Source organism: Methylobacterium sp. NEAU K (genome assembly GCF_030700285.1).
GTDB lineage: Bacteria > Pseudomonadota > Alphaproteobacteria > Rhizobiales > Beijerinckiaceae > Methylobacterium.
Genome location: NZ_JAUYZJ010000020.1, coordinates 1 through 26,170 on the forward strand (window position 1 = coordinate 1; position 26,170 = coordinate 26,170).

At 68.1% G+C, this 26,170-nt stretch carries 26 protein-coding genes and 1 pseudogene; 3 read left to right on the plus strand and 24 right to left on the minus strand.

What is annotated here, in order from left to right:
- Positions 1-32: 32 nt before the first annotated feature.
- The 10 genes and pseudogenes from Q8W67_RS16445 to Q8W67_RS16490 form a co-directional block, all read right to left on the minus strand.
- Positions 33-1,216 (minus strand): annotated as a pseudogene (locus Q8W67_RS16445) (IS3 family transposase).
- A 371-nt stretch (positions 1,217-1,587) separates the two neighbouring features.
- Positions 1,588-1,917: a DUF3761 domain-containing protein gene (locus Q8W67_RS16450; RefSeq protein ID WP_370693893.1), complete on the minus strand. Its 330-nt coding sequence runs from the start codon at positions 1,915-1,917 to the stop codon at positions 1,588-1,590.
- Between the two features lie 273 nt (positions 1,918-2,190).
- Positions 2,191-2,409, minus strand: a complete 219-nt coding sequence (locus tag Q8W67_RS16455; protein WP_305547415.1) for a hypothetical protein — start codon at positions 2,407-2,409, stop codon at positions 2,191-2,193.
- Positions 2,410-3,233: 824 nt separating this feature from the next.
- Positions 3,234-3,725: a hypothetical protein gene (locus Q8W67_RS16460; protein ID WP_305547417.1), complete on the minus strand. Its 492-nt coding sequence runs from the start codon at positions 3,723-3,725 to the stop codon at positions 3,234-3,236.
- Positions 3,726-3,776: 51 nt separating this feature from the next.
- Positions 3,777-4,319 (minus strand): hypothetical protein, encoded by a 543-nt coding sequence (locus Q8W67_RS16465; protein WP_305547419.1) that lies wholly within the window; start codon positions 4,317-4,319, stop codon positions 3,777-3,779.
- A 60-nt stretch (positions 4,320-4,379) separates the two neighbouring features.
- Positions 4,380-4,634 carry a hypothetical protein gene (locus Q8W67_RS16470; protein ID WP_305547421.1) on the minus strand — a complete coding sequence of 85 codons (255 nt, stop codon included), beginning with the start codon at positions 4,632-4,634 and terminating at the stop codon, positions 4,380-4,382.
- A 155-nt stretch (positions 4,635-4,789) separates the two neighbouring features.
- A complete protein-coding gene (locus Q8W67_RS16475; RefSeq protein ID WP_305547423.1) occupies positions 4,790-5,239 on the minus strand; it encodes a phage tail tip lysozyme in 450 nt (149 codons plus the stop codon).
- Positions 5,240-5,255: 16 nt separating this feature from the next.
- The gene (locus tag Q8W67_RS16480) at positions 5,256-5,660 is read right to left on the minus strand and encodes a septal ring lytic transglycosylase RlpA family protein (RefSeq protein ID WP_305547426.1); all 405 of its coding nucleotides are present in this window, start codon (positions 5,658-5,660) and stop codon (positions 5,256-5,258) included.
- 50 nt (positions 5,661-5,710) lie between these two features.
- Positions 5,711-6,364, minus strand: coding sequence for a hypothetical protein (locus tag Q8W67_RS16485; protein WP_305547428.1), 654 nt, complete (start codon positions 6,362-6,364; stop codon positions 5,711-5,713).
- 10 nt (positions 6,365-6,374) lie between these two features.
- Positions 6,375-7,055 carry a hypothetical protein gene (locus tag Q8W67_RS16490; protein WP_305547430.1) on the minus strand — a complete coding sequence of 227 codons (681 nt, stop codon included), beginning with the start codon at positions 7,053-7,055 and terminating at the stop codon, positions 6,375-6,377.
- A gap of 377 nt (positions 7,056-7,432) precedes the next feature.
- Here Q8W67_RS16490 and Q8W67_RS16495 point away from each other — a divergent pair, with 377 nt between their 5' ends.
- The 3 genes from Q8W67_RS16495 to Q8W67_RS16505 are packed head-to-tail and all read left to right on the plus strand — an operon-like array spanning position 7,433 to position 8,522.
- Positions 7,433-8,050 (plus strand): hypothetical protein, encoded by a 618-nt coding sequence (locus Q8W67_RS16495; protein ID WP_305547432.1) that lies wholly within the window; start codon positions 7,433-7,435, stop codon positions 8,048-8,050.
- On the plus strand, positions 8,050-8,277 hold the full coding sequence (locus Q8W67_RS16500; RefSeq protein ID WP_305547434.1) for a hypothetical protein: 228 nt from the start codon (positions 8,050-8,052) through the stop codon (positions 8,275-8,277). The genes Q8W67_RS16495 and Q8W67_RS16500 overlap by 1 nt, the downstream gene beginning before the upstream one ends.
- Entirely contained in the window at positions 8,277-8,522 is a 246-nt protein-coding gene (locus tag Q8W67_RS16505) for a hypothetical protein (protein ID WP_305547436.1), read from the plus strand. Before Q8W67_RS16500 ends, Q8W67_RS16505 begins: the two co-directional genes overlap by 1 nt.
- Here the strand turns inward: Q8W67_RS16505 and Q8W67_RS16510 are convergent.
- The 14 genes from Q8W67_RS16510 to Q8W67_RS16575 form a co-directional block, all read right to left on the minus strand.
- A complete protein-coding gene (locus Q8W67_RS16510) occupies positions 8,466-11,732 on the minus strand; it encodes a hypothetical protein (RefSeq protein ID WP_305547438.1) in 3,267 nt (1,088 codons plus the stop codon). The genes Q8W67_RS16505 and Q8W67_RS16510 overlap by 57 nt on opposite strands.
- Positions 11,732-13,609, minus strand: a complete 1,878-nt coding sequence (locus Q8W67_RS16515) for a hypothetical protein (RefSeq protein ID WP_305547440.1) — start codon at positions 13,607-13,609, stop codon at positions 11,732-11,734. Before Q8W67_RS16515 ends, Q8W67_RS16510 begins: the two co-directional genes overlap by 1 nt.
- 25 nt (positions 13,610-13,634) lie before the next feature.
- On the minus strand, positions 13,635-14,702 hold the full coding sequence (locus tag Q8W67_RS16520; protein WP_305547442.1) for a hypothetical protein: 1,068 nt from the start codon (positions 14,700-14,702) through the stop codon (positions 13,635-13,637).
- 15 nt (positions 14,703-14,717) lie between these two features.
- Positions 14,718-16,037, minus strand: a complete 1,320-nt coding sequence (locus tag Q8W67_RS16525; RefSeq protein ID WP_305547444.1) for a hypothetical protein — start codon at positions 16,035-16,037, stop codon at positions 14,718-14,720.
- Positions 16,037-16,441 (minus strand): hypothetical protein, encoded by a 405-nt coding sequence (locus tag Q8W67_RS16530; RefSeq protein ID WP_305547446.1) that lies wholly within the window; start codon positions 16,439-16,441, stop codon positions 16,037-16,039. The genes Q8W67_RS16525 and Q8W67_RS16530 overlap by 1 nt, the downstream gene beginning before the upstream one ends.
- On the minus strand, positions 16,438-16,749 hold the full coding sequence (locus Q8W67_RS16535; RefSeq protein WP_305547448.1) for a hypothetical protein: 312 nt from the start codon (positions 16,747-16,749) through the stop codon (positions 16,438-16,440). The genes Q8W67_RS16530 and Q8W67_RS16535 overlap by 4 nt, the downstream gene beginning before the upstream one ends.
- Positions 16,746-18,242, minus strand: a complete 1,497-nt coding sequence (locus tag Q8W67_RS16540; protein WP_305547450.1) for a hypothetical protein — start codon at positions 18,240-18,242, stop codon at positions 16,746-16,748. The genes Q8W67_RS16535 and Q8W67_RS16540 overlap by 4 nt, the downstream gene beginning before the upstream one ends.
- Positions 18,239-19,369 (minus strand): hypothetical protein, encoded by a 1,131-nt coding sequence (locus Q8W67_RS16545; RefSeq protein WP_305547452.1) that lies wholly within the window; start codon positions 19,367-19,369, stop codon positions 18,239-18,241. Before Q8W67_RS16545 ends, Q8W67_RS16540 begins: the two co-directional genes overlap by 4 nt.
- Before the next feature lie 10 nt (positions 19,370-19,379).
- The gene (locus Q8W67_RS16550) at positions 19,380-19,898 is read right to left on the minus strand and encodes a hypothetical protein (protein WP_305547454.1); all 519 of its coding nucleotides are present in this window, start codon (positions 19,896-19,898) and stop codon (positions 19,380-19,382) included.
- Positions 19,899-19,911: 13 nt separating this feature from the next.
- Entirely contained in the window at positions 19,912-22,062 is a 2,151-nt protein-coding gene (locus Q8W67_RS16555; RefSeq protein WP_305547462.1) for a hypothetical protein, read from the minus strand.
- Complete coding sequence (locus tag Q8W67_RS16560; protein ID WP_305547464.1) at positions 22,062-22,451, minus strand: hypothetical protein; 390 nt, start codon at positions 22,449-22,451, stop codon at positions 22,062-22,064. The genes Q8W67_RS16555 and Q8W67_RS16560 overlap by 1 nt, the downstream gene beginning before the upstream one ends.
- 53 nt (positions 22,452-22,504) lie before the next feature.
- Positions 22,505-24,214, minus strand: coding sequence for a hypothetical protein (locus Q8W67_RS16565; protein WP_305547466.1), 1,710 nt, complete (start codon positions 24,212-24,214; stop codon positions 22,505-22,507).
- A gap of 166 nt (positions 24,215-24,380) precedes the next feature.
- Positions 24,381-24,773 (minus strand): hypothetical protein, encoded by a 393-nt coding sequence (locus Q8W67_RS16570; protein WP_305547468.1) that lies wholly within the window; start codon positions 24,771-24,773, stop codon positions 24,381-24,383.
- A gap of 100 nt (positions 24,774-24,873) precedes the next feature.
- Entirely contained in the window at positions 24,874-25,974 is a 1,101-nt protein-coding gene (locus Q8W67_RS16575; RefSeq protein WP_305547470.1) for a N4-gp56 family major capsid protein, read from the minus strand.
- Positions 25,975-26,170 lie beyond the last annotated feature (196 nt).

Here is a 26,170-nt window from a genome sequence, read left to right on the forward strand (position 1 = left end):
GTGATCCTCCCCCGATTTTGCGGACACGGGGGTTAGCTCGCGTTCCGCTCGGCCTGCTCGGGGGTGATGTAGCCGAGAGCCGAATGGATGCGCTGCCGATTGTAGGAGCCCTCGATGTAGGCGAACAGGTCGCGGCGAGCCTCGTCCCGGGTCGTCCATCGTCGCTGGTGAACGAGTTCGACCTTGAGGGTATGGAAGAAGCTTTCCATGGGAGCGTTGTCGTAACAGCAGCCCGTCCGGCTCATGGAAGGTGTCGCCTTCATGTCGGCGAGCTGTTTGCGATAGGCCTCGGCGGCGTATTGGCTGCCGCGATCCGAGTGACAGATGAGGCCGGCACCCGGTCTTTGTCGTTGGGCAGCCATCATCAGGGCGGCCGACGTCAGTTCGGTCCGCATGTGATCGCGCATGGACCAGCCGACGATCTTGCGGGTGGCGAGATCGAGCACGGCAGCCAGGTAGAGACAGCCCTCACCGGTGGGCAGGTAGGTGATATCGGCGAGCCAGACCGTGTTGGGAATCGCAGCCGAGAACTGCTGTTTGAGGAGGTTGGGCGCGATCGGCAGGTCGTGACGGCTGTCGGTCGTGCAGGGCCGGAACCGACGCCCAGCCAGAGCCCGGATGCCTTGACGGCGCATCAGGCGCTCCACCCGCCCGCGACTGGCCGTTCTGCCCTCCGCGCGCAAAGCCGCATGCACCCGGGGTGAGCCATAGCGCCTATGATGCCCGGTATGGATACGCCGGACGTCGTCGAGGAGCTGACGGTTCGACACCGACCGGGCGCTCTCGGGGCGTGACCGCCAGTCGTAATAGCCGCTGGGGGAGACTTCGAGCACGCGGCACATGAGACGCACCGGCCAGGTGCTCGCATGCTGCTCGATGAAGGCGAACGTCACTTGGGCATCTCCGCGAAGATGCCGATCGCTTTTTTTAGGACGTCGCGCTCCATGCGCGTCCGGTTGAGTTCACGCCGCAGACGAGCGATCTCGGCTGCTTGGTCGGAGGGGGAAGCCACCGGGCTCGCAGGCACGGCTCCCGGGGACCCTGCTGTCCGCGGTGGTGGGGAGCCTCCCATCAGTGCCGAGCGCCACTACCTCAGCATCGAGGGTTGGATCCCAAGTTCGGCCGCGATCTGCATCTGCGGCCGGCCGCTGCTTTCCAGCAGGGCCACCGCCTCGCGTTTGAACTCGGGCGTGAACTCGCGTCTCGTCTTGGCCATCAAACACCTTCCCCGCCCGTAACGAGCGTATCAGAGGCGTCCGTGAAACCGGGGGAGGATCAGGGGGGCTTGTCGCGGGCGATCGATCACAGAAAAGCCCGCCGCGGCTGGGCCGGGCGGGCTGATGTCCAATCTTGCGTCGCCGAGAGGATCACTCGTCGGCGGAAACTGGCGCCTCGTGGCAGAGACACGAGAATTCGACCAGACCGGCCAGAACCGCGACAGCAAAGACAGTTTCAACGTCCATGGATTGCTCCGGCCTTCAGGCTGAACCTAGAGGTGTAGACAGGTGGGGCGACAAGCCTGCTCCTCTCTCGATGTTCCAGCTCGGCCAGAGAAAAGCCCGCCGCGGCGAACCGGGCGGGCGAAGGCTACGGGCAACAGGACTGGCTGGCGGAGCTCCAGCAGCCGACACCGCCATGGTGTGAGCATGTGCCCTGGCGATGCTGGCTGAAGCTCCAGTCGCCATCACGACACCGGGCGGTCGCGTCCGGCGGCTTGGTGCAGCCGCCCCCTGGCTTGGGAGCCTCGCGCTCCGGAACGGGGATGATGCACCCGTCGCTGTTGCGATAATGAGGCCGGCCGCGGGCTTCATCATCGGTGAACACGGGACATGCGCCGCGAGCCGCAGCATCACCTAGCGGACCCAACAGCACCGCGCCAAACAGTGCGAGCTCGACCAGCCCGATCTTCATATCCATGCTCCGGACCGCATTCGCTCCGGCCAATACGCTACCGGTGTTTCCGGCCACCGGCCGATGTGCGGATTCCACAGCCTGAAACGAAAAAGCCCCGCGCGGCGGCTGCCGGCGGGGCTAAAGGTTCAGCGGTTGGATTGGATCGAAGCCGCCTTGAGCCCCCGATAGGCAGCGACCGCGGCAGAAATTGGCCCGCTGCGGGGCACGGCCGGGAAGGCTTGGGCTCGTGAGGCATGAGCGACGCTTTGAGGAAACAAAGTCCTCAGTGCCTAGCCATCAGTGATGCGGCCATGCATAGATCTCATGCATGTTGCCCCCAAAACGGAACCAATACACACCTGTGCCAGGTCTTTCGCCGTGCTCAGGGTAGGCCGCGGCAATGCCGGAGACGATAGACTGAGCTTCGCGGCAGTCACCGATGTCGTAGGCCAACAACTGCGGAGGCCGCCCCTCGCTATCGTCAATTTCTCGCACGAAGATGGAATAGGATGTCATTTCAGCTCCATCGCCGCTAGAATTATGTGTCCATACAAATTTCCCCCACGGCCTGTTGTTCAATGCTGTGAATATAAAGATTAATTGGCCCTAAATCGAGGAGGCAGCCCAATAACCATTACTCGATGCGGCGTCTGCAGTCGTGAACCGTTTGGATCCTGAAACGACGAAAGGCGCCTCGGCCGAAGCCAAAGCGTACAGAAAAGTTCGCGCCGGCTAACCGGACGGGCTCAAGGTTGGGTCTCGGGAGAAGGAGCCAGGATACTCCGCCGATCGTTCGTCGCTACAACATGAGGCAGATTCCGCCAGCGGGACACGAGAAGCCCCGCGCGGCGCGGGCCGTCGGGGCTGGGTATGTGTCCGCGGATGACGTCGATCGGTAGCTACTTGCCACCGCCACCGCCACCGCCTTGGGGCGCCGTGCGTTCTGGCTGGCTAGCGTTGCCCGCAGCCGAGGAACTGTTGGAGCGAGTGTCCGCCGGCTGCCCGGTTGGCGACCCAGTCACGGCGGCTGGAGCACCGGTTGATCCCGTTTGGGGCGTGACCACACCCGTCGAACTCGGCGGCGGTGCGGCAGGTGCAGTAGTCGGCGCCTGTGCGTAGGCTGTGCCGCCAAGAAGAGCGACGAGCGGCACGGCAGCCGCGAGAGTGCGATAGAGCATCAGAACCTCGGATCTCGATGACCGCCTCCAACGCGCGCGCTGGAATGAAAGTTCAGGTCGGACGATGCGTTCGGGCGGGTCCGGTCTGCCAGAAACGACGAAAGGCGCCCCGGCCGAAGCCAGGGCGCCCGGGACGTTGATCTTTAAGTCAACCGTGGCTGGTCAGTGCATCAGGCCGACCTTGGTGAGGACCACGACACCGAAGGCGCCGACGGCGCCGATGAGCGCTGTCCAGATCCGCTTGTCCATCGCCCCGATCCGCTCCGCCACAGCGTCGATCCGCTCGTGGATCGCCCGGTTGTCCTTGTCGATCTCGGAGCGCGGGACGAAGGTCGCGATCGCCTGCATGACGTTCGTGTGCCGCGCCTCTGCCGCCGTCTGCGCCGACTTGTTGGCCTCGACGAGCGAGGTCTGGCGCTCCTCGATGCGCGCCAGCGCGATCAGGATCCGCATCTCGGGGTTGGTGTCGGCGCCGTCGTGACCGGGAGGCATGGCAAAAGCGGTCCTTGGGTTTCGGGCGCGGGAGAGCAGGCCTTCACCCAGGCCGGGCGTGACGGGCGGCGGCACGCGCGCGGCGACACCCTCCGCGATCAGATCGAGACCCTTGCGCGACACCGCGGGCCGACGGACGCGGCGTGACTTCTCGTCGGACATCAGGCCTCGCAGGGAGACCCTCCCCAGCAGGGGGAGGGCGAGGTGCCGCTGCTACGCGGCGAGCTTCTCGGGCGCAGGGGCCTTCTTCGGAGCCGCCGCGGCGTTCGCGACCTTCTCCAGCGCCGGCACGAGGCTGTTCTCGCGCGTGGCGTCCTCGGGCAGGTGCAGTTCGGCCCAGATCCACCTCGCGACGCCCTCGGGGCCACCGGCAGCCTTCAGCGCGTAGGCTGCGAGCGCATTCACGTCGGCCTTCCGCATCAGATGATCGACGCCGGCCGCCACGACCTGGGGCACGCCATCGACGTGAACGACCTTGCCTTTCATGGCACCCGCGACGGCGTTCATGCCGGCGTTGCGCGCCTCGTCGAGTTCGCCCTTCACGAGCGAGTTGGTGACGACGAGGCCGGCGAGATCGCCCCAGCGCTTCTTGACGTAGAGCGGGATCGCCACGACCGCGATGGCCTCGACGATGTTGAGGGCGACCCCGACGCACTGGATGACCAGGTCGCCGTAAGGGATCGAGAACGAGCCGTCCGCCGCGAGCGCTGGCGTGGCGATGAGAGCGGCCAGCGCCGCGAGCAGGAAGCGGTTCACGATCGTCTCCGGAAAAGGAAGAGGTGCGCCGGAGGACCTGCCGGCGCGGCAGGGAAGGCGTCAGGCCTTCGGCGCAGCGGCCGGAGCGGCCGTCACGGTGGCGTGCGCCGCAATGGCGGTGAAGCCGGCCGAAGCCGCGCCCTCGAGGGCGGTCAGAGCGGCGGAGATCTCACGCTCGGCAGCGGGAGCCTCGACGGCGAGGACGGCGAGCAGGGTCTGTGCGCCCTTTGTGAGGGCGTTGAACTCGGTGAGCGCAGCCTCAGCGGCCGGGAGGGCCTTCGTGAGGGCGGCGAAGGTGATCGCGAGAGCGGACATCAGGATTCCTGTCGATGGGAGCCGGATCGCCCGCCGGCACGGGATTGAGGGCCGCCCCGATCTCAGCGGATGCGGCATGGAAGACGTCGGCGCACCCGTTCAGGGCAGCGAGGCAGGCGAGCGCCAGCGCTGCGCGGGTGTGCGCGTTCACGGGGTCAGTGATGGGCGGCGCGGATCGCGGCGAGCGCGCGCTGCCCGTAGGTCAGCCGGTCACCCATGCTGACGATGCCGGCGCCCTCGTACATCTTCTCGAAGGCGACCACGGCCGCGTTGAGGGTCAGGACCTGCTTCAGGCGACGCAGCGTGCTGGCGTAGGTCGTCGTCAGCTCGTGGACCATGAAGCCGTAGGAGGCCTCGTCCGAATACGGCTGGAGGTGCTTGGCACGGCACCAGGCCTCGAATGCGACGCGGCGGGCGCCGGTCCACATCGGGAGGCCTTCGCCACCGCGACCACCGCCGACGGGGTGGATCTCCTGGAAGAAGTGCCAGCCGCCGGACTCGTGCCCGAGGTTGCCGTAGATGCCCGCGGCCTGGAAATCCTTCAGGCCGAGGTCGTGCATCAGCCGCGGTCCGTAGACCGCGACCTTCGAGGTGAACAGATCCATGGTGGTCTCCGGAGGGTCAGCGGACGATGGCGACGCGCGCGCTCACGACACCGCGGTGCTCGATGCCGAGCTCACGGGCAGCGCCGAGCGAGAGGTCGATGAGGCGGTGCAGCCGGGGATGCGGTCCGCGGTCGTTGATCGGGACGACGACGCTGCGGCCGGTGGTGAGGTCGGTGACCCGCACGCGCACCGGCTGGCAGTGGCCGGACTCGCGGTTGCGGCGCCGACACAGCGGCAGCGTCCAATGCGCGGCCCCGAACTCGAGCGGATCGAAGGCGTATCCGTCGGCGCGCACCCGGCCCGACTCGTAGCCGTAGAAGCTCGCTTTGCCGGTCCAGTCGGCCAGGGCCGGGGCGCACGGGGCCGATCCCGCGAGCGCAACGCACGCGAGGGCGGCCCGCGCCGAGAGGCGCAGGGTCATCAGAACCTCTTGAGAGGGGAGCTTAGGAGGGGAGCTTGGCTCCCCGAGGATCAGGCAGCGGCCGCGACCTGGGCGGGCGGCGCGACGGCCGCGACGGCATCCGCGATCAGCTTGGCCACGTCCGCGTCGGACATGGCGATACCCTGCTGAGCGAGACCGGCGATGGCGACTTGGATCAGCGGATCGGACTTCTGAACCGAGACGGCCAGATCCCATTCCTCCTGCATGTCGGCGTTGGAAGCGATCATCTCCCGCACGGTCGGCCAAAGGTTGCGCTGATCAAATGCGCGCTTCAGCCCGAGCTTCGTGCATGAGGTCGGCGGCGGCGGGGTCGGGGCCACCGGTGCTGAGAAGGTGAGGCTCACCGGGTCGAAGGTCATCTCCTCGAACAGGCCGAGCGGATTGGCTTCGGTCGGATCGACGCCGCTGATCTCGATCAGCCGCTGCCCGGACGGAAACAGCATCGAGGGATCACGACCCACCGCCTTGACCGACTCAACGCCGGTGGCCGGGTTCTTCAGCGTCGTGGCGAGCACGGACCCGGCCGCGAACGATCGAGCGCCGCCGCGGTAGGTGTACCAATCCACGCCGGACGCATCGCTGCGCAGGAACTTGATACTGTTCCCGAGCGCAGCGGCCCATTGCGGCATGGGGTTCGGCGTGTAGGGCGACCATGTGCCGTGTTCTTTCAACGTGTAGGTCATCGTCTATCCCTCACGATGCCGCGCCCACGGTGACCCATCCCTGATTTGGGATGTACACCTGCAGGTTCCGGTAGCGATATGCGAACGGAGCGGCGCCGTATTGTCCGTCTGCAGTATAGAACGCCCAACTCCAGTAATCGCACGACATCGCTTGGCCGCCGAACGGACTTGTAAAGCCACCTTGGCCAGGCGCCTGAATACAACTTATCGAGCCGGCATAGACCCACCGCATCCCCTGAACGCAATTGTTGGCATAGGCTGCGGCGCGGCTTTCGATCCGGGCGTAGATGGCGCTGAGATCCACCTGCGGCAGATCGGACGAGACCAAGTCGAGCACGCGAACGCGCGTGACCTTCGTGTCCGTGCTCGCAGCCATGTCCGCGAGCACGAGGACCGGCGTTCCAGCGACCAGATCGCCATCAGCCAGAGCAGCCCCGCTTCGGCGCAAGATCGGCCCACAGTCGAAGCCGTCGACCTTGAGGTGCGGGACATTGGTGGCTGAGCCCGAGAGCGCCGTCCCGAATAAGAGCCGCAGCAGAAACGGCTTGGTGATCGCCGCCGGCACGCCGTTGATGCCGGTGGTGATGTCGATCAGCCCCTCGTTCGTCGAGACCGAGTAGACGTTGCTCGCCCCGAGTGTCGCGACGAGCTCGCCGAGGTCATCGTCGCGTGCGAGCGCCTCGGTCTCCATGAGACCGCGGATCGCGCCGAGCACCGTGTTGGCCGGGCGACCCGGGCGGAGATCCGCGTTCGGGTCCGATGAGCCGTTGTTGGCCGCAAACTCCGACCAATGGTGGGGTCCACTCATCGGGCGATCCTCGCGACAGGCGCACGGCTTCGGGGCGCGCAGGCATCGCCAGCGCGGCGCTGTTCTCGGCAGAGGGGCATGGAAGGCGTCCAGAAACGCGAAAGGCCCGCGCGATGGCGGGCCTCTCAGGGTCGGGCGCATAGCGCTCGCGACGGTGGCTGTTTCCGACGGTTCGCCCGTCGGGTCAAGAGTGTGGCTCTGGCGCAATCGACGGAAGCTTGGCCGCTCGCATAGGCTGAATCGATCTGGGAGGAAGCAAAGTGCAGAAGGCTTCGGCGCTCGTTTTTGATGACGAGGTTGTGAGTGCGGCGATGGTGGCGTGGCTGCCTCGCCTGGCGCCATTGGTCGAAGCGATGTCCAGGCGTATTGATGCTCGCACGATCGAGCTCACAGCCGCGGCTTTCATAGTAGCGCGCAGCTTTCCTCGCCGCAGCCTAGATAGTCGGGCTTCAGATTTCCTGCCCGTAGTAGCCCTCCTCAGCGATACAGTGGACGGCCTGACGGACACGAATTTGGTCGAGCGGGTGGATGCACTCGCCGACGCCATCTCGGCGACACCTGGCCTTGTACGGCAACGGGGGGAGCGCCCTGTCCGCCCGATCAGCGCCGCTTCGAAGCTCGTATGGACAGCGAGGCCATCAATCGGGATCATCTTTGACGCGCGCGCCCGGAACTGCCTCATGTTCGCCGGACTGCTGCAGCGGTCGGGGGGCTACGGTGCTTACGTCCAGGCGGTGCGCAGCGAGATGCCCAAGCACACTGAAACTATCGCTCGGCTCGCAAAACATGCCGGGCCGCAGCTCGCCGATGCACCTTGGCTACCGGGCAAAATCTTCGATTTCTGCCTTTATGCTCATGCGGGCGAGATCGCTGCGTAATGCCCCGCTGGGTTCAGATCGCGCTTATCGCGACTATTCCGATCAGCGCTCTCATCGTGGCCTCGGCCAACCGATGGGAGGCGCTCCATTTCGAGAAAAGCGAAAGCCTTAACTGGGATAGCTTCTACCTGCTGGACCGCTGGACCGGGCATCTTCAGGCGTGCACCGTGGTGCCGCGTCAGTCGGAGCAACAACCCGCACGTGCCTCCTGCCAGAGTCTGAACTGATGCCGACCCGCACACAGGTCATCCTCTGCTGGGCCCTCTTCGCGATCGCTATGGGGCTGATGTCGGCGCTCGCGCATGCCATCATCCCGCCTGCGATTGGCGCCCTGCAGAGCATGATCGGCGTCGGTTTCCTCGGCGCCTTAATGCTCGTCGCCTGGCTCTGTCTCGCAGCCTACGGCTACCGGCCGCTACTGCACCGCTGGCTCGCGCGCCGGCGCCATTCCCGCATTCGCCAGGGCCAGTAGCCGAGCAGTGAACAGCTCAGCATTCCGGCTGCCAGGCGCCGAGTGCGCGAGCGCCCGGAGGTCCGGAAGCGCCTTCGGATCGAACATGAGCCGGGCCACCGCTTCTCCGCTGCTCAACATGCGCGCCCGGGTCATCGCATCGCCGATACCGTGCTTGGCGCCGACGGCGAAACCGGCGAGGGCGGCCTTCGGGCCACCCGCCGCGGCACCGGCCGCCATGCCGGTCAGAGCGTCCGACACGACCTGGCCGACATGCGTCTTGCCAGATGCGAACTCCTTCTGGATCGCGTGATTGAACGCAGTGTCCGAGCCCTTCTGCGGCCGGTAGCCAGTCGCCTTCAGGGTCGTCAGCAGGCCGTCGAGGCCCTTCCACCTGGTCGCGCCATCGGGCAGCGCCTCGATCACGGCCTGGAGGTTTCGGTACCGCTGCGGATTTTCGCTGACAGCCGAGGCGAAGATCGATCCGCCATACTGCGAGGGAAGCCCGCGCCGCTCGGCAGTCGCGGCGTTGAACGTGCTCTCCAGATAGTGCCGGGCCAGCATCTGCGCCGAGCGCGGATCGTTGCGCACGAGCGCCTGCATCGCACTCGCCACCTCGCCATGGCTGCTGGGCTCGGCCGAGAACAGGACGTTGGTCGCGGCCTTCACGTCCGGTCGCTGGGCGATCTGGCCGAGCGGGGAGGCAGCGACGCGCTCCATGCCATCATGGGCGAGCACCAGGTTCGAGAGGCGGTCACGCACCTCCGGCAGCTGGTCGAGCACGTCGGCGTGCTCACGCATCGCGTTGCGCAGGCCATCGGCCGTCCGGACCCCATCCGAGCCCGTCACCCGATCCAGGATCTGTGTCTCGATATGCCGGCCGAGGGCACCTCGGGAAGCGGGCGCCGGCTGGCCCAGCAGCTCACGGGCGGCTGACGGCCGCGCCAAATTGCCGGGCACGTTCTCGGGCGGCATGATCATGCGCTCGCCGCGCGCGTCGCGCTGAACCGCGGCACCGAGCGGACGGCTCGCCTGGAACGGCTCCAACGGCAACGAATTGGCGGCGAAGTTCTGGTCTGCCGCCTCCACCTCCGGCACCGCCTTCAGGCCGCGGTCGATACCCTGGCGCACGATCGTGAGGTCGCGGACCTTCGTGCCATCGCCCAGCGCCTGTGCGCCCTGAATGTCGTTGTCGAGCCGCTCCCGGGCGCGCAGATTGCCCGCCACGCTCATATCGGCCGGCGCGTCCGGGGCTGCGCCTTCCAGCAGGTTGCGCCGCGTAGCCTGCAGGGCCGAGCGCACATCGCCCTTGGCCGTGCGCAGCAGCTCGTCGATCGCGTCAAGGCCGGGCTGCGGGTTCACCTGCCCGAACCGCACGTCCGGGATCTGCTCCTGGACGGTCGGCGTCTTCACGAACGGCGCCGGCGGATCGCGCATCGCCCCAACCACCGCTTCGTAGGCGTCGAGCGGATCCTGGTGCTGACCACGGGCCAGCGAACCGATCACGCGCGCCCGAACGTCCGGATGCAGGGAGGCTGGGTCGATGCCAGCCTTGCCGAGATCCTCCTGGAGCCGGCTATTCGCAAGCGAGGTGGCCTGGCTGTAATCGTCGGCGAGCTGACCCGCCGTCGGGGCGCCACCCGTGCCACGCGCCTCGCCGATCGGGTACGAGGGAAACCCGCGCTGTTCGTTCTGGAGCTTGCGCAGCAGTTCCGACGTGATGTCCCGCGCCGCCCCGCCATCCGGATCGGGGCGCAGGTAGCCGTGCTCGATCAGGTGCTCGCGCCAAAAGTCGTCAATGCCCTTGCCGGTCGGACGCGCCACGTTGCCGAGCCCGGGAATGTTGAAGCGGTGAAGATCGGTCGCCGCCGCCTCGCCATCGAGGCGCAGGCCACCGTTCCGGGCCACGAACCGCGCGAGGCTCTCCGGACCGGGCTGTGCAGCCTGTGCATCGGGCCGGGTGAAGGATTCGAGCGGTCGTGGGGCGTCGCCGGTGAATTGCGGGCGGCTGTAGGCCGCTTCCGTCACGATCGGATCTCCGGGCCGTTCAACCGTGATGTTACGCTCGATGCCGAACCGCTCGGGTGCTTGGCGTGCTGCATCGTAGAGAGGGGCGCTTTCAGCTGCTCGGCGCGCCTCCAGTCCGTCACGGATCCCGCCGAGTTCGCCCTGGATCGTCTGGCCGGCCTGCTCCGGCGTGATCCTGGGCCCGGTCGCGGCCCGGGCCTGTGCGAGCGCCATGCCCTGCGGCGTCTGCGCGACGCCGGCTCGCGCAGCCTGCTGCACGTCGAACCCGAGATCGGTGGGGGTCGTCGGCTCCGGCCCGATCCGGTCGAACAAGGCGCGACCCGCGTTGTCCACCTGCGACGGGCGCGCCGCGTAGAACTCGCTCGCGATCCGACCACCCTCGCCGCCGGAATTCGCCGCCACGCGCGCGAGTTGCGAGGCGCGCGTGGCCTTGCCCCCGGTCGCGGCGTTCAGGGCCTCATCCACCGAGATCCCGACCGGGCTACCCGGCGCATTCGCCGCCGCATCGCGGATCGCCTGGGCCGAGGCCAGTTCGGATTCCGTGAGCCCGTGCGTCGCCTCGCGTAGGAGGTGCATGCCGGGCTCGCCGCCCGTGATCGCGCGCACCGCTCGGCCGACGCCGGCACCAAGGGCCGGGCCGGCCGCGCCTAGCCCTCCCCCGAGCGCCGCCCCTGCCTCGATGGCCCCGAGGTCACCGCCGGAGCGTACCGCTGCATCCGCGCCGCCCAGACCCGCGCCTGAGGCGGCAGAAGCCGCCATGCGCACCGGAAGCGCCGCGCTCGATGCGCCGAACGCGGCAGGTGCCGCTGCCATCAGAGGGAGAGCGCCGACGACGCCACCCGCGACCTCGCCCGCACCGGACGCGATGGGGTGTTCCTCGGCCGTGCGCTTCCCGAAATCCTCAACAGCCTTTAGCTCGTCGGAATATCGCGTGTCGTTCTTGAGCGAGCGGATTCCCGCCGCCACCCGGTTCACGCCGCCGAGCAGGTATGGGCCCACCACCGGCACGCCCTCGATCAACCCGCGACCGACCGCGGCGGAGGAATCGCCGGGCTCAGCCGCGGCGGGGGCATCGGTCGGGCCAGCGTTGAGCTGCGCGATTAGGTCCGGATCAGTAACGCGCTGGAGACCGCCCGCAGGCGCGGGCGACGGATCGGGAGCGTTCAGGACCTTGAGCAGGTCCGGATCGGTCACGCGCTCCATCACTGCGCTCCCACGTACCAATGCCCGTCAGGGCCGCGCATGTAGGTCTTGCCGTTGACGGTCTTGGACACCGGCGCGGGCGCAGAACCGGGATCCGCGACGAGGTTCGGCTTGCCCTGGCCGTACTGGTACACCTCGGGCGTATCGACATGGTACCAGCCCATGCGTTCCTTCATGTCGGGTGCGTTCGCCGCATACTTGTCGACGCCCGCGTTGTGCCGGGCGATCGTGTCCTTCGCGAGAAGCTCCTGAGCGTCGATGATCTGGCGCAGCGCCTTTTCGGTCTTGTCGCGGTCGCCGCCCGCGATCGAGTTGCCGAGGTTGAGATCCATGTTGGTCGTGTGGCCAGACTGCGAGATGGCCTTGGCCAATGCGGCACCCTTCTGCTTGGACGCGGCCTCGAAGGTGTAGGTCGGATCGAGCTTCTCGTCCGGCGTAATGCCGAGCAGCTGCTCTGCCATGGCCTGGGCATTGGTCCGGAAGTTCGAGCCCCAGCCCGCGATGATGCCCTGATCGAGAGACTGCTTCTGGCGGCTGATCGCGCCGAGCGTGTCGATCGCGCCCTGCGCCTTGTCGTAGGATGTATCGATCTTCTTCAGGATCTGTGCGTCCGCCTCGCCGGCCGCCTTCTTCCCGAGGTCGACGTTGACGTTGGTGTTGCCGCCGCCAATCGCGACCGGTCCGTCCTTCGTTATCTTCACGGAGACGCCGGGCGTGATGCCATAGGCCTTCAACTCCTCCTCAGTCGCCGGGCGCGTGGGCTCGCCGGGCACGAGGACCTGGGTCTTAGTCGGGTCGGCCTTGTTGTAGAGGATCGTTCCTCCGCCGGGCATCGACGCCTGCGCCCAACCATCCTGGGTTGCGGCCTTGAGGACCTTCTTGTCGCCCGTGAGGGTGTTGGTCAGATACTTCGTTCCGTCCTCGTCGGCGCTCTCCTTCCAGGTCTCCGTCGCCGGCAGGCCGCGCTTCATCAGCTCGGTCATGATCGACGAGTTCAAGCCGCCCGCGAGCGCCTCCTCGGGCGTCGCGTTCGGAAAATACTTCTTGTAGATCGCCGCGTTGCCAGCCGCTGCGGCCTGCTCCCGGGCGATTTTCGCCCGCTCGGCATCGACCTTGCCGCCGGCTTTGCTGACCGCGAGCATCCGTTCGACGCCCTTGCCGAGGCCGTCGCCGAAGTTCTGCCCCTGGAGGATGCCGGACCCGAGCGCGAGCAGCTGGTCGCCGAAGCCACTGTCCGCGAGCGCCTTCCATCCGTTCAGGACGGAATGATCCGATGTCGGAGCGGCCGGGCGCATAGGCTTCGGCCCGCCCGACACGGGCTGGCCGGTGAGCGGGTCGAAGCTGTTAACCGGGGTGAGGCCGCCGCCAAGCGCGGATAGGTCCGATGGGCGTGCGGGCGGCAGCGGGACGGCGCGCGAGGCGGGCGCCGCCGCGGCTTGAGCTTCCTCCTCGCCGTCACCGGGGGGCTGGGGCGGGTTCGGCAGCAAGCCCGTGGTCTGCGGGGCCGGCGGCGCCATCGACGGCGGTTGCGCACCGACCATGGACGGGGCCGGCGCAAGCGCGGGAGCCGAGGCATCCTGCTGCGGGGCCGCTGGCATCTGCGGTGCAGGCATCTGGCCGCCGAGCATGGAAGGTGCACCGCCCAACGCCTGGACCAGCGGTGAGTCGATCGGCGCCTGCTGGGGCGGGACGCCGTAGCCCGCGAGGGCGACCGGCGTCGGCGCGCCGGTCGGTGCCGTCGGCGGTTGGTACGGGTTGGCTGTCCCGTCCGGCACCTCGGGCGAGCCAACGGCCGGGGTCTGGAGCAGCTGCAGAAGCTGCGCCTGCATCTCGGGCGACAGGTCGCCGAACGACGGCATCTGGAGGCCTGCGGACACGATCGCGCCTTTCGGGTCGGAGGATCTATCGGGCCGGCTGCTGCGTCCGCTGCCCGGCGAACTGCATCGGCTGAAGGAAGCTGAAGGGTCGCGGGCGAGCCGGCTGCATCAGGTTCATGCCGCCGCCCTTCGATTGCTGCTTCTGGCCGCTCTGGCCGCCCTTGCCATCGGCGCCGCCCATGCCGCCGAGGCTCTTCAGCGCGTCGGTGAAGCTGGGCGTCGTGTCGCCGTCTGACGCGGTCGCGTTAGGCGTCGCCATCGCGCCACCGCCCGCCGGCAGCACGGTGCCCGCGCCGGGCGTCTGCGTCACACCGCCGAGCCCGAAGGCAGCCGGCGCACTGGAGCCACCGGCCGAAGCCGGAAGCTGCATGCCACCGCCGAGGAACTTGTTCGCCCAGGCGTAGTGCGGGGCGAATTGGTTGTTGACCTTGTCGGCGACCGTGCCGGGCATGCCACGGTTGCCCGCGTCCGAGGCGTTGAAGTGCCCGGGAGAACCGGCATTGATGGTGCTGTAGGCGTTCATCACGCCCATCCCGGGCTTGTAGCCGCGGGACGACATGAAGGCCTCGGCCTTCAGAAGCTGATCCTGGAAGCTCTCGTTCCCGGTGACGCCGAACTGCTTCTGCTCGTTCGGGCCGAACTGGATCAGGCCAACGTGGCGACCGCCAGTGCCGCCCCAGCGCGAAGGGTCGGCTCCGCTCTCGTAGTGAATAATGCCGCCCCACTCGACGGGTGACAAGCCGAGACGCTGCGCCGAGGCGATGAGCGCCTGCTGGTCCGTCATCGCACCCGAGGAGGCCGGCGGTGGCGCGCTCGACTGCCCGGACCCGGCCTGCTGCCTGGGGGCATCGGCCGAGATCATCGGGAGCGTGACGGCGGCCGACGCCTGCCCGTCAGTGCCTGCCGGCTGCTGCTGCGCAGGCGTCGGCGCGAGGCCGAAGGGTGCGCCCGCAGCCTGAGGGGCCACAGCAGCAGCGTCTCCACTCTGCTGCGCCAGCACCGCCGAGCGCATCGCCGCGAGCATGTCGGGGCTGAGGCTGAAGCCGCCATCGTCCTGCCCGGAGACGGGCAGGCCACCGAAGCCGAACGCCATCGGATCCTCCCGCGATCAGAGGCCGAGCATCGACAGGAAGGGCGTTGCCTTCCCGAGGTTGGCCGCGAGGCCACCGATGCTGGTGAGGCCGCCGAGCAGCGTCGAGCCCATGCTCTGCTGCGTCTGGGTCGTGGAATGGCCGATGGAGGTGCCCTCGGAGCCCATCCCGCCAATGCCGCCCAAGAGCCCGGCGTATTGACCGAGATAGCTCCAGGGCTCCTGTTGCGTCTGGTTGTAGTAATCCATCGCGGCGTTGATGTTGTTCTGATCTTGGTTTTGCAGGACAGAGCCGACGTTGCTCTCGATCTGGCTTGGTGTGTACCGGAGCGCGTCGAGTGCCGGCAGCGCGGAGGCCGCGGACAGCGCCTGCGCCTGCCCGGTCTGGCCGGCGCCGATGAAGCCCTGCGCCTTCGTCACTCCGAGGTTCGAGTTGAACTCGTCGCCGCCGAGCACTTGGCCGAGCACCCCGGCTTCCGCCGCCTGCTGACCCTGGCCGAGCTGCGCACCCGCGAGCAGCTGGTTGTTGTTCGTGCTCTCCACCCCGCTCTTCGCGTTCGTGATGCCGAGCCCGAGCTGCGAAGCCGCCTGCCGCGCCGCATCGATCTGCGAGTTGGCCGAGAGCTGGTTGGCCACGTTCTGGTTGTACTGCCCCGCATACAAGGCGGTGTCGGTATCGTTGACCGCCTTGTTGGCCGCGCCCGCGAACGCGCCCGACCCGTACCGCCCCGAGGCCGCGAACGCCTCTTTCTGTGCCTGGAGCGCGTTGGCGGATGAGGTGTTGACCAGGTTCTGGAAGATCGCGTTCTTGGTCGGATCCAGATCCTGGCCGGCCGCCATGCCCGAGAGGTTGGTCTCGGCCTCCGAGGGCGCCTGCGATTTCGCGTAGAGCTGGTCGAGCTGCGGGATCGTGTCGAGGTTCTGCGCCCCGGACATGAAGCTTTTGGCGGTCTGGTTGATCGGGTTCGAGGCGCTGCCGATGCTGCTGGCAAGCCCTGAGAGCGCCGACGTGTCGACGTTCGGCACGGCCGAGAGCATCGAAAGACCCTGCGCGGTCGTGGGCGAGATCCCGCCCGACCCGAGGATGTTCTGCAGGTAGCTGGTGCCGAGCGCACCCGCATTGTCGGACGAGGCCTGGTCCTGGGCCATCTGGAGCCCGGTCAGGCTCTGGCCGTTCAGCTGTGCGACGCGCTGGCCCGAATAGACGCCGTCGCCGGTCCCGCTATCGTAGAGGCTCGTCGCGTCGCCGAGCACCTGCTGCAGACCCGGGATCGCCGGCGTCCACGGCTGCTGCGTCGTGTTCTGTTGCGAGTTGGTGGTCTGCGTGGACGCGCCCATCAGAGCCTCTTCGAGAAATGGGTGTGAGCGGCGTAATCGGGCAACAGCCCGACCCAGCCGGAGCGGCCCGCGAACTCAACGGAGGCGCAGCCGAGGCGGCGCGCGCCGGCCTCGATCAGGGCGAGGGTGTCCCGCCACGCCCGAGCCCCGGCGCCACCGACCGCGAGCACCCAGCAGGAGCGCGTCCGGTCCGCGTGCTCCCGCACCTGCGTGACGCCGGCCGCGACGGGCGCGCCATCGGCCGGGCCGATCAGGACGAGCTGTCCCTGGCCCGCGCAGCACATCGCGCGCAGGCCATCGAGCGTGAGGTCGGATTCCCGCCGGGCGCAGACGCGCGCCAGCCACGGGGCTGCGACCGCCCAGACCACCTCGACCTGGTCGGCAGGTACGGGCGTGAGGATCATCGGCGCCGGAGCTCGTAGTGGAAGGCGCGGTCGGTCGCGGCGGAGGCGTCGTGGCCGAGCGTGAAGGTGCCGTTGCCCGTCGAGCGCACGAAGACCGGCGCCGCGGCCGCGCTGGCGCTGCGAGGCGAAAGCACCACCATGGTGTCGGTCGTGCACAGCTTGTCGGTGACGGGCGTGCTGGTGGCGTTCGCCACGAGGGTGACATCGCCGCTTGCGTTCGTACCGCCAGTTGCGAGATCGCGGATCGCGTCCCCGTGCTTGTCGAGGTTCGCTTGGCTGAGGGCGTTGCCGCGCGGTGGGATGTTCATGCCCGGCCCTCCGGCACGGCGTCGGGCTCGACAGCGGTCGCGTAGGTCCAGGGATCGCCGGCCGGGATGGCTACCTGCACGCGGTGATACCGGCCCGAGGCGTGGCAGGGGGCGAAACGCTCGCGGTTCGGGCCGCTCGGTGACCGCCACCGGACCAGCGTCGATGCCCCAAGGCTCTCGCGGGTGCCGACCTGAGCCGTCCAGGTGTCCGCATCCGTGTCGACCCGCACGCCACGCGCGTAGGTCCGGTTCGGGCGCGATAGCTGCGCGTCGGGCGTGCAGATTGTGGCCGCCATGCTCGGCCCTTCGAGGAGCGCGAGCCGATTGTCCGTGCCCCAGATGCCGATCAGCGGGTTGCCGCCCGAGAACAGCGCGGAGTCGAGCGAGAGCCCGTCCGCGAAGTCGTAGGGCGCATTGCCGTTGTCGATGTCCTCGCTGATCGAGTCGATGCTCACCGGCGCCGTCTCGGCGCGCAGGAAGTAGCGCAGCGCGATATCAAGCTGTGTCCAGCGATCCTGCACGGAGTCGTAGACCAGCACGAGGTCGAGCAGCGTCGGGTCCGAAACCCGCGTGCTCTTCATCGCGAACAGCACGCGGCTGCCGGTCGGATCACCGACGGCGACGGCGGTGTGCGCATAGGTCGGATCCCGGAGCGACTGGATCCAGCCGTTCACGCGGTTCTTGCCGATCGGAACCGTGGTTCCGGCCGCGAAGGCGTAGGCGCCGTCCCGGTCGAGGAAGAAGATGGTCGGTCCGATCTTCTGGACCGCCCAAGGCGCCACCGCACCGCGGTCGTCCTCTAGCTTCGAGCGCTGGAAGATCTGGCTCGAACCCGGGCTGAAGACCATCTGCTGGATCGCGCGATCCTGAAAGACGATCAGGCTGTTATCCATTCCGACTAGGCCGGTGACGTGGCCGCCGTCAGGGAAGATCTGAATGTCCGAGTCCTGCACTCCGGACGTCCAGTAGGTCGGATCGCCGAGGGCAGACCAGTCGATCGCCGTAGGATCGGAGGCCAGAGAGCCGAGCACGAGGAACTCGTTCATGACCGCGGCGAAGCGGGCCCGGGGCGGCGGGTTGGTCGGATCGGCCGCCACTAGGTCGGCGAAAGCGGTGCCGACCGCGATGTCGATCACCTGTGGCGCCGCGCCGAGATGCACCGCGAACAGGCGCGTGCCGTAGAGCGCGAAGGACCAGTAATCGCCCTCCGGTAGCAGGTACGAGGACGGGCCGGAGACGTCGTCCCAGGCGTTCGTGGCCGCGTTCAGCCGGTAGAGCTTCGTCGCGGTGCCCGCGAACGCCACCCAGGAGCCGTTCGGCGCCTGAACCGAGATCGAGCCGCGGCAGGCCTCCGGCAGCGGTTGCGTGACTGGGTTCGGCGAGGGCACCGGGCCATAGCCGTCAGGCCGCGGGAACACGTTGCGCGCGACGGCCGAGACCGTGGCGTCGTTCGAGGCGACGTCGGGCGCCCAGGCGCCGAAAGGGATCTTCACAGGTCGTAGGCCTGGACGACGCCGGTACCGGCCATCGTGGTGGCCAGACCCTTGAGCGAGGTCGACGCCTCGGAGACCGCCGTGTCCATGGCCGCCTTCAGCGCCGGGTCCTTGAGGCGGTGAAGCGCGAGGTAGCGCTTCGCGTAGGACGCGATCAGGTCATAGGCCTCGTCGACCCAGGCGTTGGTGTCCGCATCGGTTGCAGGCGCACCGAGCCGCACATGGCCGGTGAAGCGGATCGTGTAGACGACATCCGGGATCGGGAAGAGACGGTAGCCCTCCGAGAACTTGGCGAAGTAGGCCGGCTGTCCGGACTGGTTCTGATCGCCCAGCGCCTCGAGGCTCGCGAGCGGCACGTTCCGGAGCATCCAGGTCGTGTCGCTGGCGTCGATCGCCACCGCGGTGTCGATGGCCAGCATGACGTTCTGCCCGGCGAGGTAAGCGCCGCCGTAGCCGGCCTGTCCCGGCACGGTCACGAAGGACAGCACGCCGTCGTTGAACGCGAACCGCTCTCGCTGCCAGAAGCCAATCGCGCTGCGGCAGGCGTTGCGGATCGCACCCTCCAGGTCAGGACGATCCAGTTCGTCCATGATGTTAGCGACCATGCGCCCGAGGGTCGGCGAGCCGTCGTCCTCGGAGGTCCCGTCCGCCAGGATGCGAGGGTTGTCGACGGCCGCGGCGAAAGCCGACTTCACCTGTGCGGTGGAGTCGGGAAAGAGGAAGCCGGCGCCTGATGCGCCAGCTCCCGCCACCGGCAGGAGCGTCAGGAGATAGTCCGCGCTGCCGTCGATCGCGCCGCCGGGCTTCAGGATCTGGACCTGGACCCAATACACGCCCGGCCGCTGACCTGCCGTGTCGGCCGCCTGGATCGTGAACAGCAGGCTCGATGCGCCGCTCACGACCACGATTTGCAGCGTGCCGAGCGCCGTCGACCACGTGGCGAAAACAGGCCCGCGCGTGCCGTCAGGATTGAAGGTGCCGAACTGGACGATCGCGGTGTAGCCGCCGCTGAGGTCGACGTCGACGACGTTCCCCTGGCCGTCGAAGCCCGTGTAGGGGATCTCGACAACCTGCGGATCCCCGACAGGGAAAGCGAGGCCGCTCGCAGGCGCCGAAGACGAGGCCATGGCGATCGCCCTACGGGTGGTTGATCACAGCCGAGTTCACCGTGAACGGCACGCCCGTCGCCACGGTGGTGGTGTTCACGACGATGTCGGCGCTGCTCGTTCCGACGGTCAGGCTGCCGATGGCGATCACACCCGCGTTGGTGATCACAGCGGCATTGGCCGCCGTGCAGCTCGCCACCGGGTTCGCGCTCTGGGCCGAGGATTCCAGCGAGAGCTGCGTGCCCGAGACCGAGATGCCCGCCACCGGGAGTGGGATGATCGCGCAAACACCGGTGGTGGACGAGGTGACGCCGGTCGTCCCCTGCGTCGTCACGAAGGACGAGGACCCGATCACGAGGGACGGCGCCGAGGCGGTGCCGGTGGAGGCCGCGTAGGTCAGGCCCTTAATCGTGTCGGCGATGACCTGAAGACGCTGGGTCTTCGCGGCGGTGATGTAGTTCGGTGCAGCACTGGCCAGGGGAGCCAGTCCGGCGATCAGGGCGAGCGCCAGCAGCCCGGCGGTGAGGCGCCGGTGGAGGAAGGTCAACATCGGGGGTCTCCGGTTAGGCGGCTCGGGAGGCAGTGAGCCGGGTGGGGGCGCTTCGGCGGGCAGCCAGCCGCGCGGGCATGATCTGGCTCGCGGAGAGCTGGATCGGGGTGTTGCGCTGTGCCCGCAGGACGACGTCCGGACGCGGGATCTGAAGGGCGACGATGGTGGCGCCGTCACCGGCCTCGGAAGCCGAGAGGACGGCCGTCGGCGGCAGACCGTTGACTGCGGCGAGGGCCGCCGTGTCGAGGCTTTCTGATGCCGAGAGGCTCGCCTGCGGGATGATCCCGCCGACCGCCGAAACCGTATCTGCCGGCTCCGTGGCGCCGAGCGATGCCGTCGTACGCGTGGCAGCGGCACCAGAAGCGGTATCCTGCCCCTCCGGCGCTGCGAGCACCGCTGTGACGGCAGAGGTCGCCGAGACCGCCGGCGCATCGGCTGCCTCGCTACCCGACAGGGCGCCGCTGGTCTGGGTCGACGCCGTCCCGGAGGCCGTATCCGGGCTTTCGATCGCTGCGAGGTAGTTTGAGCCCTGCTGTCCCGCGATTGCGGCTGTGTCGAGCGGCTCGCTCGCCGTCAACGCTCCGAACGTCCTCGTCGAGGCCGCCCCAACCGTCATGTCCGGCTGTTCGGCGGCCGCGAGGTTCGCAGACGTCACGCTCGACGCGGCCACGGCGGCCGTATCGGCCTGCTCTGCACTGGCCAGCGAGGCGAGCGTGGTCGTCGCGGCCGTAACGGACGCGGTATCCGGCACCTCGTTGCCGGCCAGGGCTCCCTTGGTGGCGCTCGTGGCCGAGCCGGAGGCGGTGTCGGCCGGCTCCGTCCCGGACAGAGCACTGGACGTCGCGGTCGAGCCCGCGCCTGAGGCCGTATCTGTCTGCTCGTTGCTCGCGAGCGCGGCAGTCGTCTGGGACGCCGCCGATGCTGCGGCCGCGTCGGCCACCTCAGCGCCAGCCAGAGCGCTGGAGGTTGCATCAGACGCCGCGATTGCAGCCGTGTCGGCGGCTTCATTCCCGGCCAGGGCGGCCGCCCCCTGGGTCGAGGTCGTGACAGCTGCCGTGTCCGGCTGTTCTGTCGCCGCGAGGGTCGCGCCACCGCCCTGAGAGGCTGCGATCGAGGCGGTGTCCGACTGCTCGGACCCGGAAAGGGTGCCAGTGGTCTGGGTGGAGGCCGAGACAACAGCCGTGTCGGCCTGCTCGGAGCCGGCGACGGCTCCGGAGGTTACGGTCGAGCCTGCGACGGCCGCGGTGTCGCTCGCCTCGTTTCCGGCCAGGGTTCCGGTAGTCTTGTCGGTCGCGGCGACCGCGGCTGTGTCGGCGGTTTCGTTCGCCGCCAGGGTTGCCGTCTGGCTGCCCCCCGTCGAGACGGTCGGGGCCGAGGCGTAATATGGGTGTCCGGTCGGCAGCGACGCCTGCGTGCCGCCATTCCAAGCCAGATAGCCTTCGAGCTTCTGGAGCTCCGACGTGGTGAGGATACCGGCGGTGACGACGACCTCAAACAGGGCTCCGATCGAGCCCTCGTTGTTACCGGAGTACGAGTTCGACAGCACGCCCATTCGGTCCATGGACAGACCAGCGAAGCTCGTCGTGATCGAGCCGCCATTGGACGTTGCTAGGGTGCCGTTAGTCGCCGCTACGCTCGACGTGCTGCTGAGCGCGTATCCCTCATACAACTGGACGACGTTGTCGGCGCGCGCCGCCGTGTTCGATATATTAAAATTTTGCCAATAATAACTGGCCGGAGCAGCATCGCCGTTACCGAAGATCGGTATGATGCCGCCCTGATTGTAATCAGGGTTGCCGACCGTATTGAACGAAACGAGGCGGTTATGGGTGCCCGAGCACTTGAAGATCGCGTGCGCGTTGATCGGCTTACCGGACGGGTAAGCCATGCCCGCGTTGGTGCGGAAGCCTTGGTAATTCGCCGTGTTGGTGATCGACGGGCGCGTGCCGTCGAGGCCAGTTGCGAGATAGGACGGCTGATTGCCAGCAGTCGCCTGCAGGAGGTGCCGGGCCTTGCCGGAGGCATCCGACCACTGGCTGACAATCCCGGCCGCCTGGGTGACCTGGGATCCGTTCGCCTGGACGCCGTTGACGTCCTTCAGATAGTACCAGCCTTCGAGCGTGACGCTGGTCAGGTCTGTCGGGACCCAAGGGCGCGTTGCCATTAGACGATCGCCTTAAGTGTCGGCGGCGCCGGCCACCACGAGGCGTCTTCGACCTCGACGGCCACGGTCGCGGCGATGTCCTGTGCGACGAAGTCTGCGACGGTCACGGGCGGCGTTTTGGTGGCGTCGACCACGAAGCTGTTGCCGGGCACCGCTTCGCAGTGGCGAACCACCCAATTCCCGTCCAGGCGCTGACGCGGCATGTCCCATGTCAGCGTCTTGGCCGCGTTCGGCAGCAACACGCCATCGCTGGCGCGCTTTCCGGTGATTGCGCCGGTGCTGTCGACCGCATAGCCCTGCGCGGCATAGACGGTCCGAGCCCGCGCATTGATGCCATCCACACACGCCTGCGCGTCGGCCTGCGTCGGGAAGACGTAGCATCGAGCCATGCTGCTCTCCGCGCTCGGATCAGAGGATGGGGGGAGAGAGGGGCGGAAACAGCTCAGAGCCGCGTCTTCACGGACTGCTGAACGTTGAAATACACCGTCCCATTGTTCGTCGAGCCCTCGACCACGAACGTATGCAGTCCCTCTGACAGGGTTCCGACGTATTCAGACGATGGAGAGCCCACAAACGAACTGGTGACACCGATCTGCGACTCGGACCCGCTCGCGGTGCCGTCCACGTAGTTCATGGTATACACGGTGCCGTTGCTGCTATTGTTCAAGTTTCCGGTAATGCGCGCCGTGACCGGCTCCAGCCCCCAGGTCAAAGCCCCGAGCGTCTGGCTCAGCGCGACGTAGGTGGATGACGTCGTGGAAGCCTTGTTCGTCAGAGTTGCGGCGACAAACTCGCGCTGATTGAACCACGAGGCGGTGTAGCGCTGGGTTGGGCTATCGGCGAACGTGCCCGGAGTCCCCGGCGCCGTGTAGGCCATGCCGACCAGTGTGCGGGTGCCATCGCCCGACTTGATCTCGATGCCCGTGGTCGCACTCGTGGCATGGCCGGTCGTGACCATCTCGCAGGTCAGCGAGCCACCACTGACGTAGAGGTATGCGTAATAGAGGGTCCCGGCGGTCAGGCCGCTGTTCGAGCAGGTGACCCCAGCCGAGGGCACCGTCTGATAGGTGCCGTTGATGTTGATCAGGTTGCCGTTGAGCGGCTTCACCAGTAGCGCCGACGCGCTGCTGAAGGACAGTCGGACCTGCCCCATCGCCGAACCAGACGCCACGCGATCGGCGTAGGCCGTGGTCGCGAGCTTCGTGCTGTTGTCGTTTGCGGCCTGGGTCGGCGCCGTCGGAGTGCCGGTCAGGGGCGGCGAGGCGAGGGGCGCGTAGGTCGACGAGACCGAGGACGTCGTGGGGTACGAGCCCAGTGCGCCGGTCACAAAGCCCGTGGTCGCGATCTGGGTCGTGTTCGTGCCGGCCGTTGCGGTCGGAGCCGTGGGCGTGCCGACGAGCGCGGGCGAGGCCAGCGCCGCCTTGGCGCCGAGCGCCGCCGCCACGCTGTAGGAGGTCAGCGCCTTGGCGTCGTCCGTACCCGTCGCGACGTCACTTTGCGCGGCTTTCGGGACCGTGACGGTACGATCTGCCGTGAGGTCACCGCCGCCGGTCGCGAGACCGCCCGTGAGGATCTGGCGCGAGGTCGGGACACCGCCGGTCCCACCTCCGCTACCACCGCCCGCGGCAACTGCCGTGGCGACGAACTGCGTGGTGGCGATCTGGTTGGTGCCGGTGCCCGCCGAAGCAGTGGGCGCCGTCGGGATGCCGGTGAAAGTCGGCGAGGCGATGGGAGCCTTCAGAACCTCCACGCCCTGCGCGCGGCTCGTCTCAGCCGAGATCGCGGTGGCATTCGTCGCGATGCTGGCGGTGTTCGCCTGCTCTGCCGCTTGGGCCCGGCTAGCCTCGGCCTGCTCGGCCGTCTGGGCCCGCAGGATCTCAGCCGCGAGCGCGCCGCCGTCGGCGACCGTACCCGTGATCGTGCCGACGTTCAGCAGAGCGGCGGCACCGAGCGCGCTGAAGCGACCGGTGACCAGGTTCTGGAGGAAGAGGTCGTTCTGGTAGAGCTTGGTGACGGCCGCCGAGATCGGTTCAGCAGGGGTCCCGCCGCCGCCGACATTCGGCTGCTGGAGCGCGGATTGCGCGAGCACCAGCGACGGCGCGAGCGCGAGAATGGCGGCGCTAACCAGGCGCCGGAACCGGTGCTGGATCATCGACGGCCTTTCGAGCGGCGCGTGGGCTTCCGAGGCGCAGCAGGCGCGAGCTCGGGCTTGCGGTCGGGTGGAGGAGAAGCCGGCTCCGGCGCGGGGGCCGGAGCCGGTGCAGGTGCTTCGACGAGCGCCGCAGCGCCCGCATGCAGCACCCAGTACGCGGCCAGCATCAGCCGTCGTTGTTGGGGCAGTAGTGGAACACGATCGTGGCCACGCCTGCGACCGGACCGCCCGCGATCGTGCCGTAGATCGGCGTGTCGGCGGGGAGCCGGCCCTTCAGCGTCGCGGTGTCGATGCGCTTCACGCCCGCCGCGGTGACGGCGGTGTCACCGGCGGCGGCGAGATCGCTACCGCCGAGAGTCGTGCCGAGCACCAGCGAGGCGCCAGCCGTGAAGGCGGCTTCGACGAGGACCAGGAGCGAGGAGATCAGCGCACCGGCCGGCAGCGAGGCCGGCAGGATGAAGGCGCCGTTGGCGAAGGTGACCGTCATGCGGACGTAGTGCGAGTCCTGCTCGCGATACTCGCGAACCGGCGGGAACACGGGGGGGACGTTGGTGGTCACGAGGACCTCCTGTTCAGGCAGATCAGGGAAAGGGCGAGGACGGGCCGGAGCACGGGGCTCCGGCCCGGGTCAGCCATCAGGCTGGATCAGCGATGAGGGATCAGCCGACCGGCGCGGCGTAGGTCGGGACGGTGATCACCCCGAAGTCGTCGCCGTTGAAGGTCGTCTTCTTCAGACCCCAGATCGCCCAGGCGGAGACCTCGAGGTTCCGCTTGTGGTCCAGGAGTTCCTCGTTCCAGCGGTAGCGGTTCTCGCCGCCCGCCTTGCCGTAGGCCAGGGTCGCGGCCTGGGCGCCGAGCAGCACCGCGCGGCGGGTGTTCGGGACCGCCGTGGTGCCGTCGGCCGAGACGCCCTGCGTGACGTCCTGGGCCTCGCGCAGCACGACGCCGTTGTACTTGCCGAGCGCGCCCGAATAGATCGGGTTCTTGGTGACCTCGCCGCCCATCATCGCGGCCTTCTGGATGTCAAGCCACTGGCCGGCGTTGGTGTTGGTCCGCAGCGACGTGACCTGCGTGGAATGCAGGTACATCACGTAGACCTTCTCGCCGTTCACGACGACGGGGCGGATCATCACCTTGCCCGCAGCGCCGCCGGTCTTGGCGAGTTCCACCGCGGCGTCGATGACGCTGAGGGTGAAGATATCGCCGGTGCCGAGCGAGGCGTCGCTGGTCTTGCCATTCGGGCGGTAGATGCGTCCGACGGACGGGGCGGTGACGGTGTTGTTGCCGCTGTACTTCCGGGCGGCCTTGCCCGACAGCTGCATCACCGGGGTGTAGCCGCACATGTGGTTGAAGAAGATCTTCGCGCGCCGGGTCTGGAACCAGTCGGCGATGCCGGAGCGGGCCTGCTCGCGCAGGTCGAACGGCACGCGCTGCGCGTCGATCGAGTTGTCCGACTTCACGCCGACCACGTGGCCGAGCTCGTCGATCGTCACCTTGTCGGAGTTGGTGCCGAGCTGCTCGCCGTTGCCCTCGGCGACGTCGTCGGAGGTGAAGCCATCGCCGTGCAGCTGCATGCGCAGGCCGAAGGTGACGGTGTCGCCGTTGCCCTTCTTGAGCTCGGTCTTCTCCTGGATGATGGAACCATCGGTCTTGCCGACGAGCGGGTCGATGTCGATGGACTTGTTGGCCTCGACCGCGAGCTTCTTGCTCCAGGTCTTGACGGCCATGGGATCGCCGATCCCGAAACCGGTGAAGGACATGGTGTGCCTCTAAGGGCTGGATTCCGTGGGGAGGGGTGCGTGCGGGCCGTGTCGTCGCCGCGCGGACGGAAGCCGGGCCCCAGGTGACCGTTGGGGACGGTGGTCGGACGGGCGCCGTGACGTGGCGCGAGCGAAGGCTGTGACGCGGCCGGGCGGATCGGGTGACGTCCGATCAGGCGTACGACCGGACACGCGA

Excerpts from the sequence above, each read along its gene's own strand:
- Q8W67_RS16450 (WP_370693893.1), bottom strand. The coding sequence starts at position 1,917 with ATGGATATGAAGATCGGGCTGGTCGAGCTCGCACTGTTTGGCGCGGTG.
- Q8W67_RS16455 (WP_305547415.1), bottom strand. The coding sequence starts at position 2,409 with ATGACATCCTATTCCATCTTCGTGCGAGAAATTGACGATAGCGAGGGG.
- Q8W67_RS16460 (WP_305547417.1), bottom strand. The coding sequence starts at position 3,725 with ATGTCCGACGAGAAGTCACGCCGCGTCCGTCGGCCCGCGGTGTCGCGC.
- Q8W67_RS16470 (WP_305547421.1), bottom strand. The coding sequence starts at position 4,634 with ATGTCCGCTCTCGCGATCACCTTCGCCGCCCTCACGAAGGCCCTCCCG.
- Q8W67_RS16475 (WP_305547423.1), bottom strand. The coding sequence starts at position 5,239 with ATGGATCTGTTCACCTCGAAGGTCGCGGTCTACGGACCGCGGCTGATG.
- Q8W67_RS16480 (WP_305547426.1), bottom strand. The coding sequence starts at position 5,660 with ATGACCCTGCGCCTCTCGGCGCGGGCCGCCCTCGCGTGCGTTGCGCTC.
- Q8W67_RS16485 (WP_305547428.1), bottom strand. The coding sequence starts at position 6,364 with ATGACCTACACGTTGAAAGAACACGGCACATGGTCGCCCTACACGCCG.
- Q8W67_RS16490 (WP_305547430.1), bottom strand. The coding sequence starts at position 7,055 with ATGGAGACCGAGGCGCTCGCACGCGACGATGACCTCGGCGAGCTCGTC.
- Q8W67_RS16500 (WP_305547434.1), top strand. The coding sequence starts at position 8,050 with ATGCCCCGCTGGGTTCAGATCGCGCTTATCGCGACTATTCCGATCAGC.
- Q8W67_RS16505 (WP_305547436.1), top strand. The coding sequence starts at position 8,277 with ATGCCGACCCGCACACAGGTCATCCTCTGCTGGGCCCTCTTCGCGATC.
- Q8W67_RS16510 (WP_305547438.1), bottom strand. The coding sequence starts at position 11,732 with ATGGAGCGCGTGACCGATCCGGACCTGCTCAAGGTCCTGAACGCTCCC.
- Q8W67_RS16520 (WP_305547442.1), bottom strand. The coding sequence starts at position 14,702 with ATGGCGTTCGGCTTCGGTGGCCTGCCCGTCTCCGGGCAGGACGATGGC.
- Q8W67_RS16525 (WP_305547444.1), bottom strand. The coding sequence starts at position 16,037 with ATGGGCGCGTCCACGCAGACCACCAACTCGCAACAGAACACGACGCAG.
- Q8W67_RS16530 (WP_305547446.1), bottom strand. The coding sequence starts at position 16,441 with ATGATCCTCACGCCCGTACCTGCCGACCAGGTCGAGGTGGTCTGGGCG.
- Q8W67_RS16535 (WP_305547448.1), bottom strand. The coding sequence starts at position 16,749 with ATGAACATCCCACCGCGCGGCAACGCCCTCAGCCAAGCGAACCTCGAC.
- Q8W67_RS16545 (WP_305547452.1), bottom strand. The coding sequence starts at position 19,369 with ATGGCCTCGTCTTCGGCGCCTGCGAGCGGCCTCGCTTTCCCTGTCGGG.
- Q8W67_RS16550 (WP_305547454.1), bottom strand. The coding sequence starts at position 19,898 with ATGTTGACCTTCCTCCACCGGCGCCTCACCGCCGGGCTGCTGGCGCTC.
- Q8W67_RS16555 (WP_305547462.1), bottom strand. The coding sequence starts at position 22,062 with ATGGCAACGCGCCCTTGGGTCCCGACAGACCTGACCAGCGTCACGCTC.
- Q8W67_RS16560 (WP_305547464.1), bottom strand. The coding sequence starts at position 22,451 with ATGGCTCGATGCTACGTCTTCCCGACGCAGGCCGACGCGCAGGCGTGT.
- Q8W67_RS16565 (WP_305547466.1), bottom strand. The coding sequence starts at position 24,214 with ATGATCCAGCACCGGTTCCGGCGCCTGGTTAGCGCCGCCATTCTCGCG.
- Q8W67_RS16575 (WP_305547470.1), bottom strand. The coding sequence starts at position 25,974 with ATGTCCTTCACCGGTTTCGGGATCGGCGATCCCATGGCCGTCAAGACC.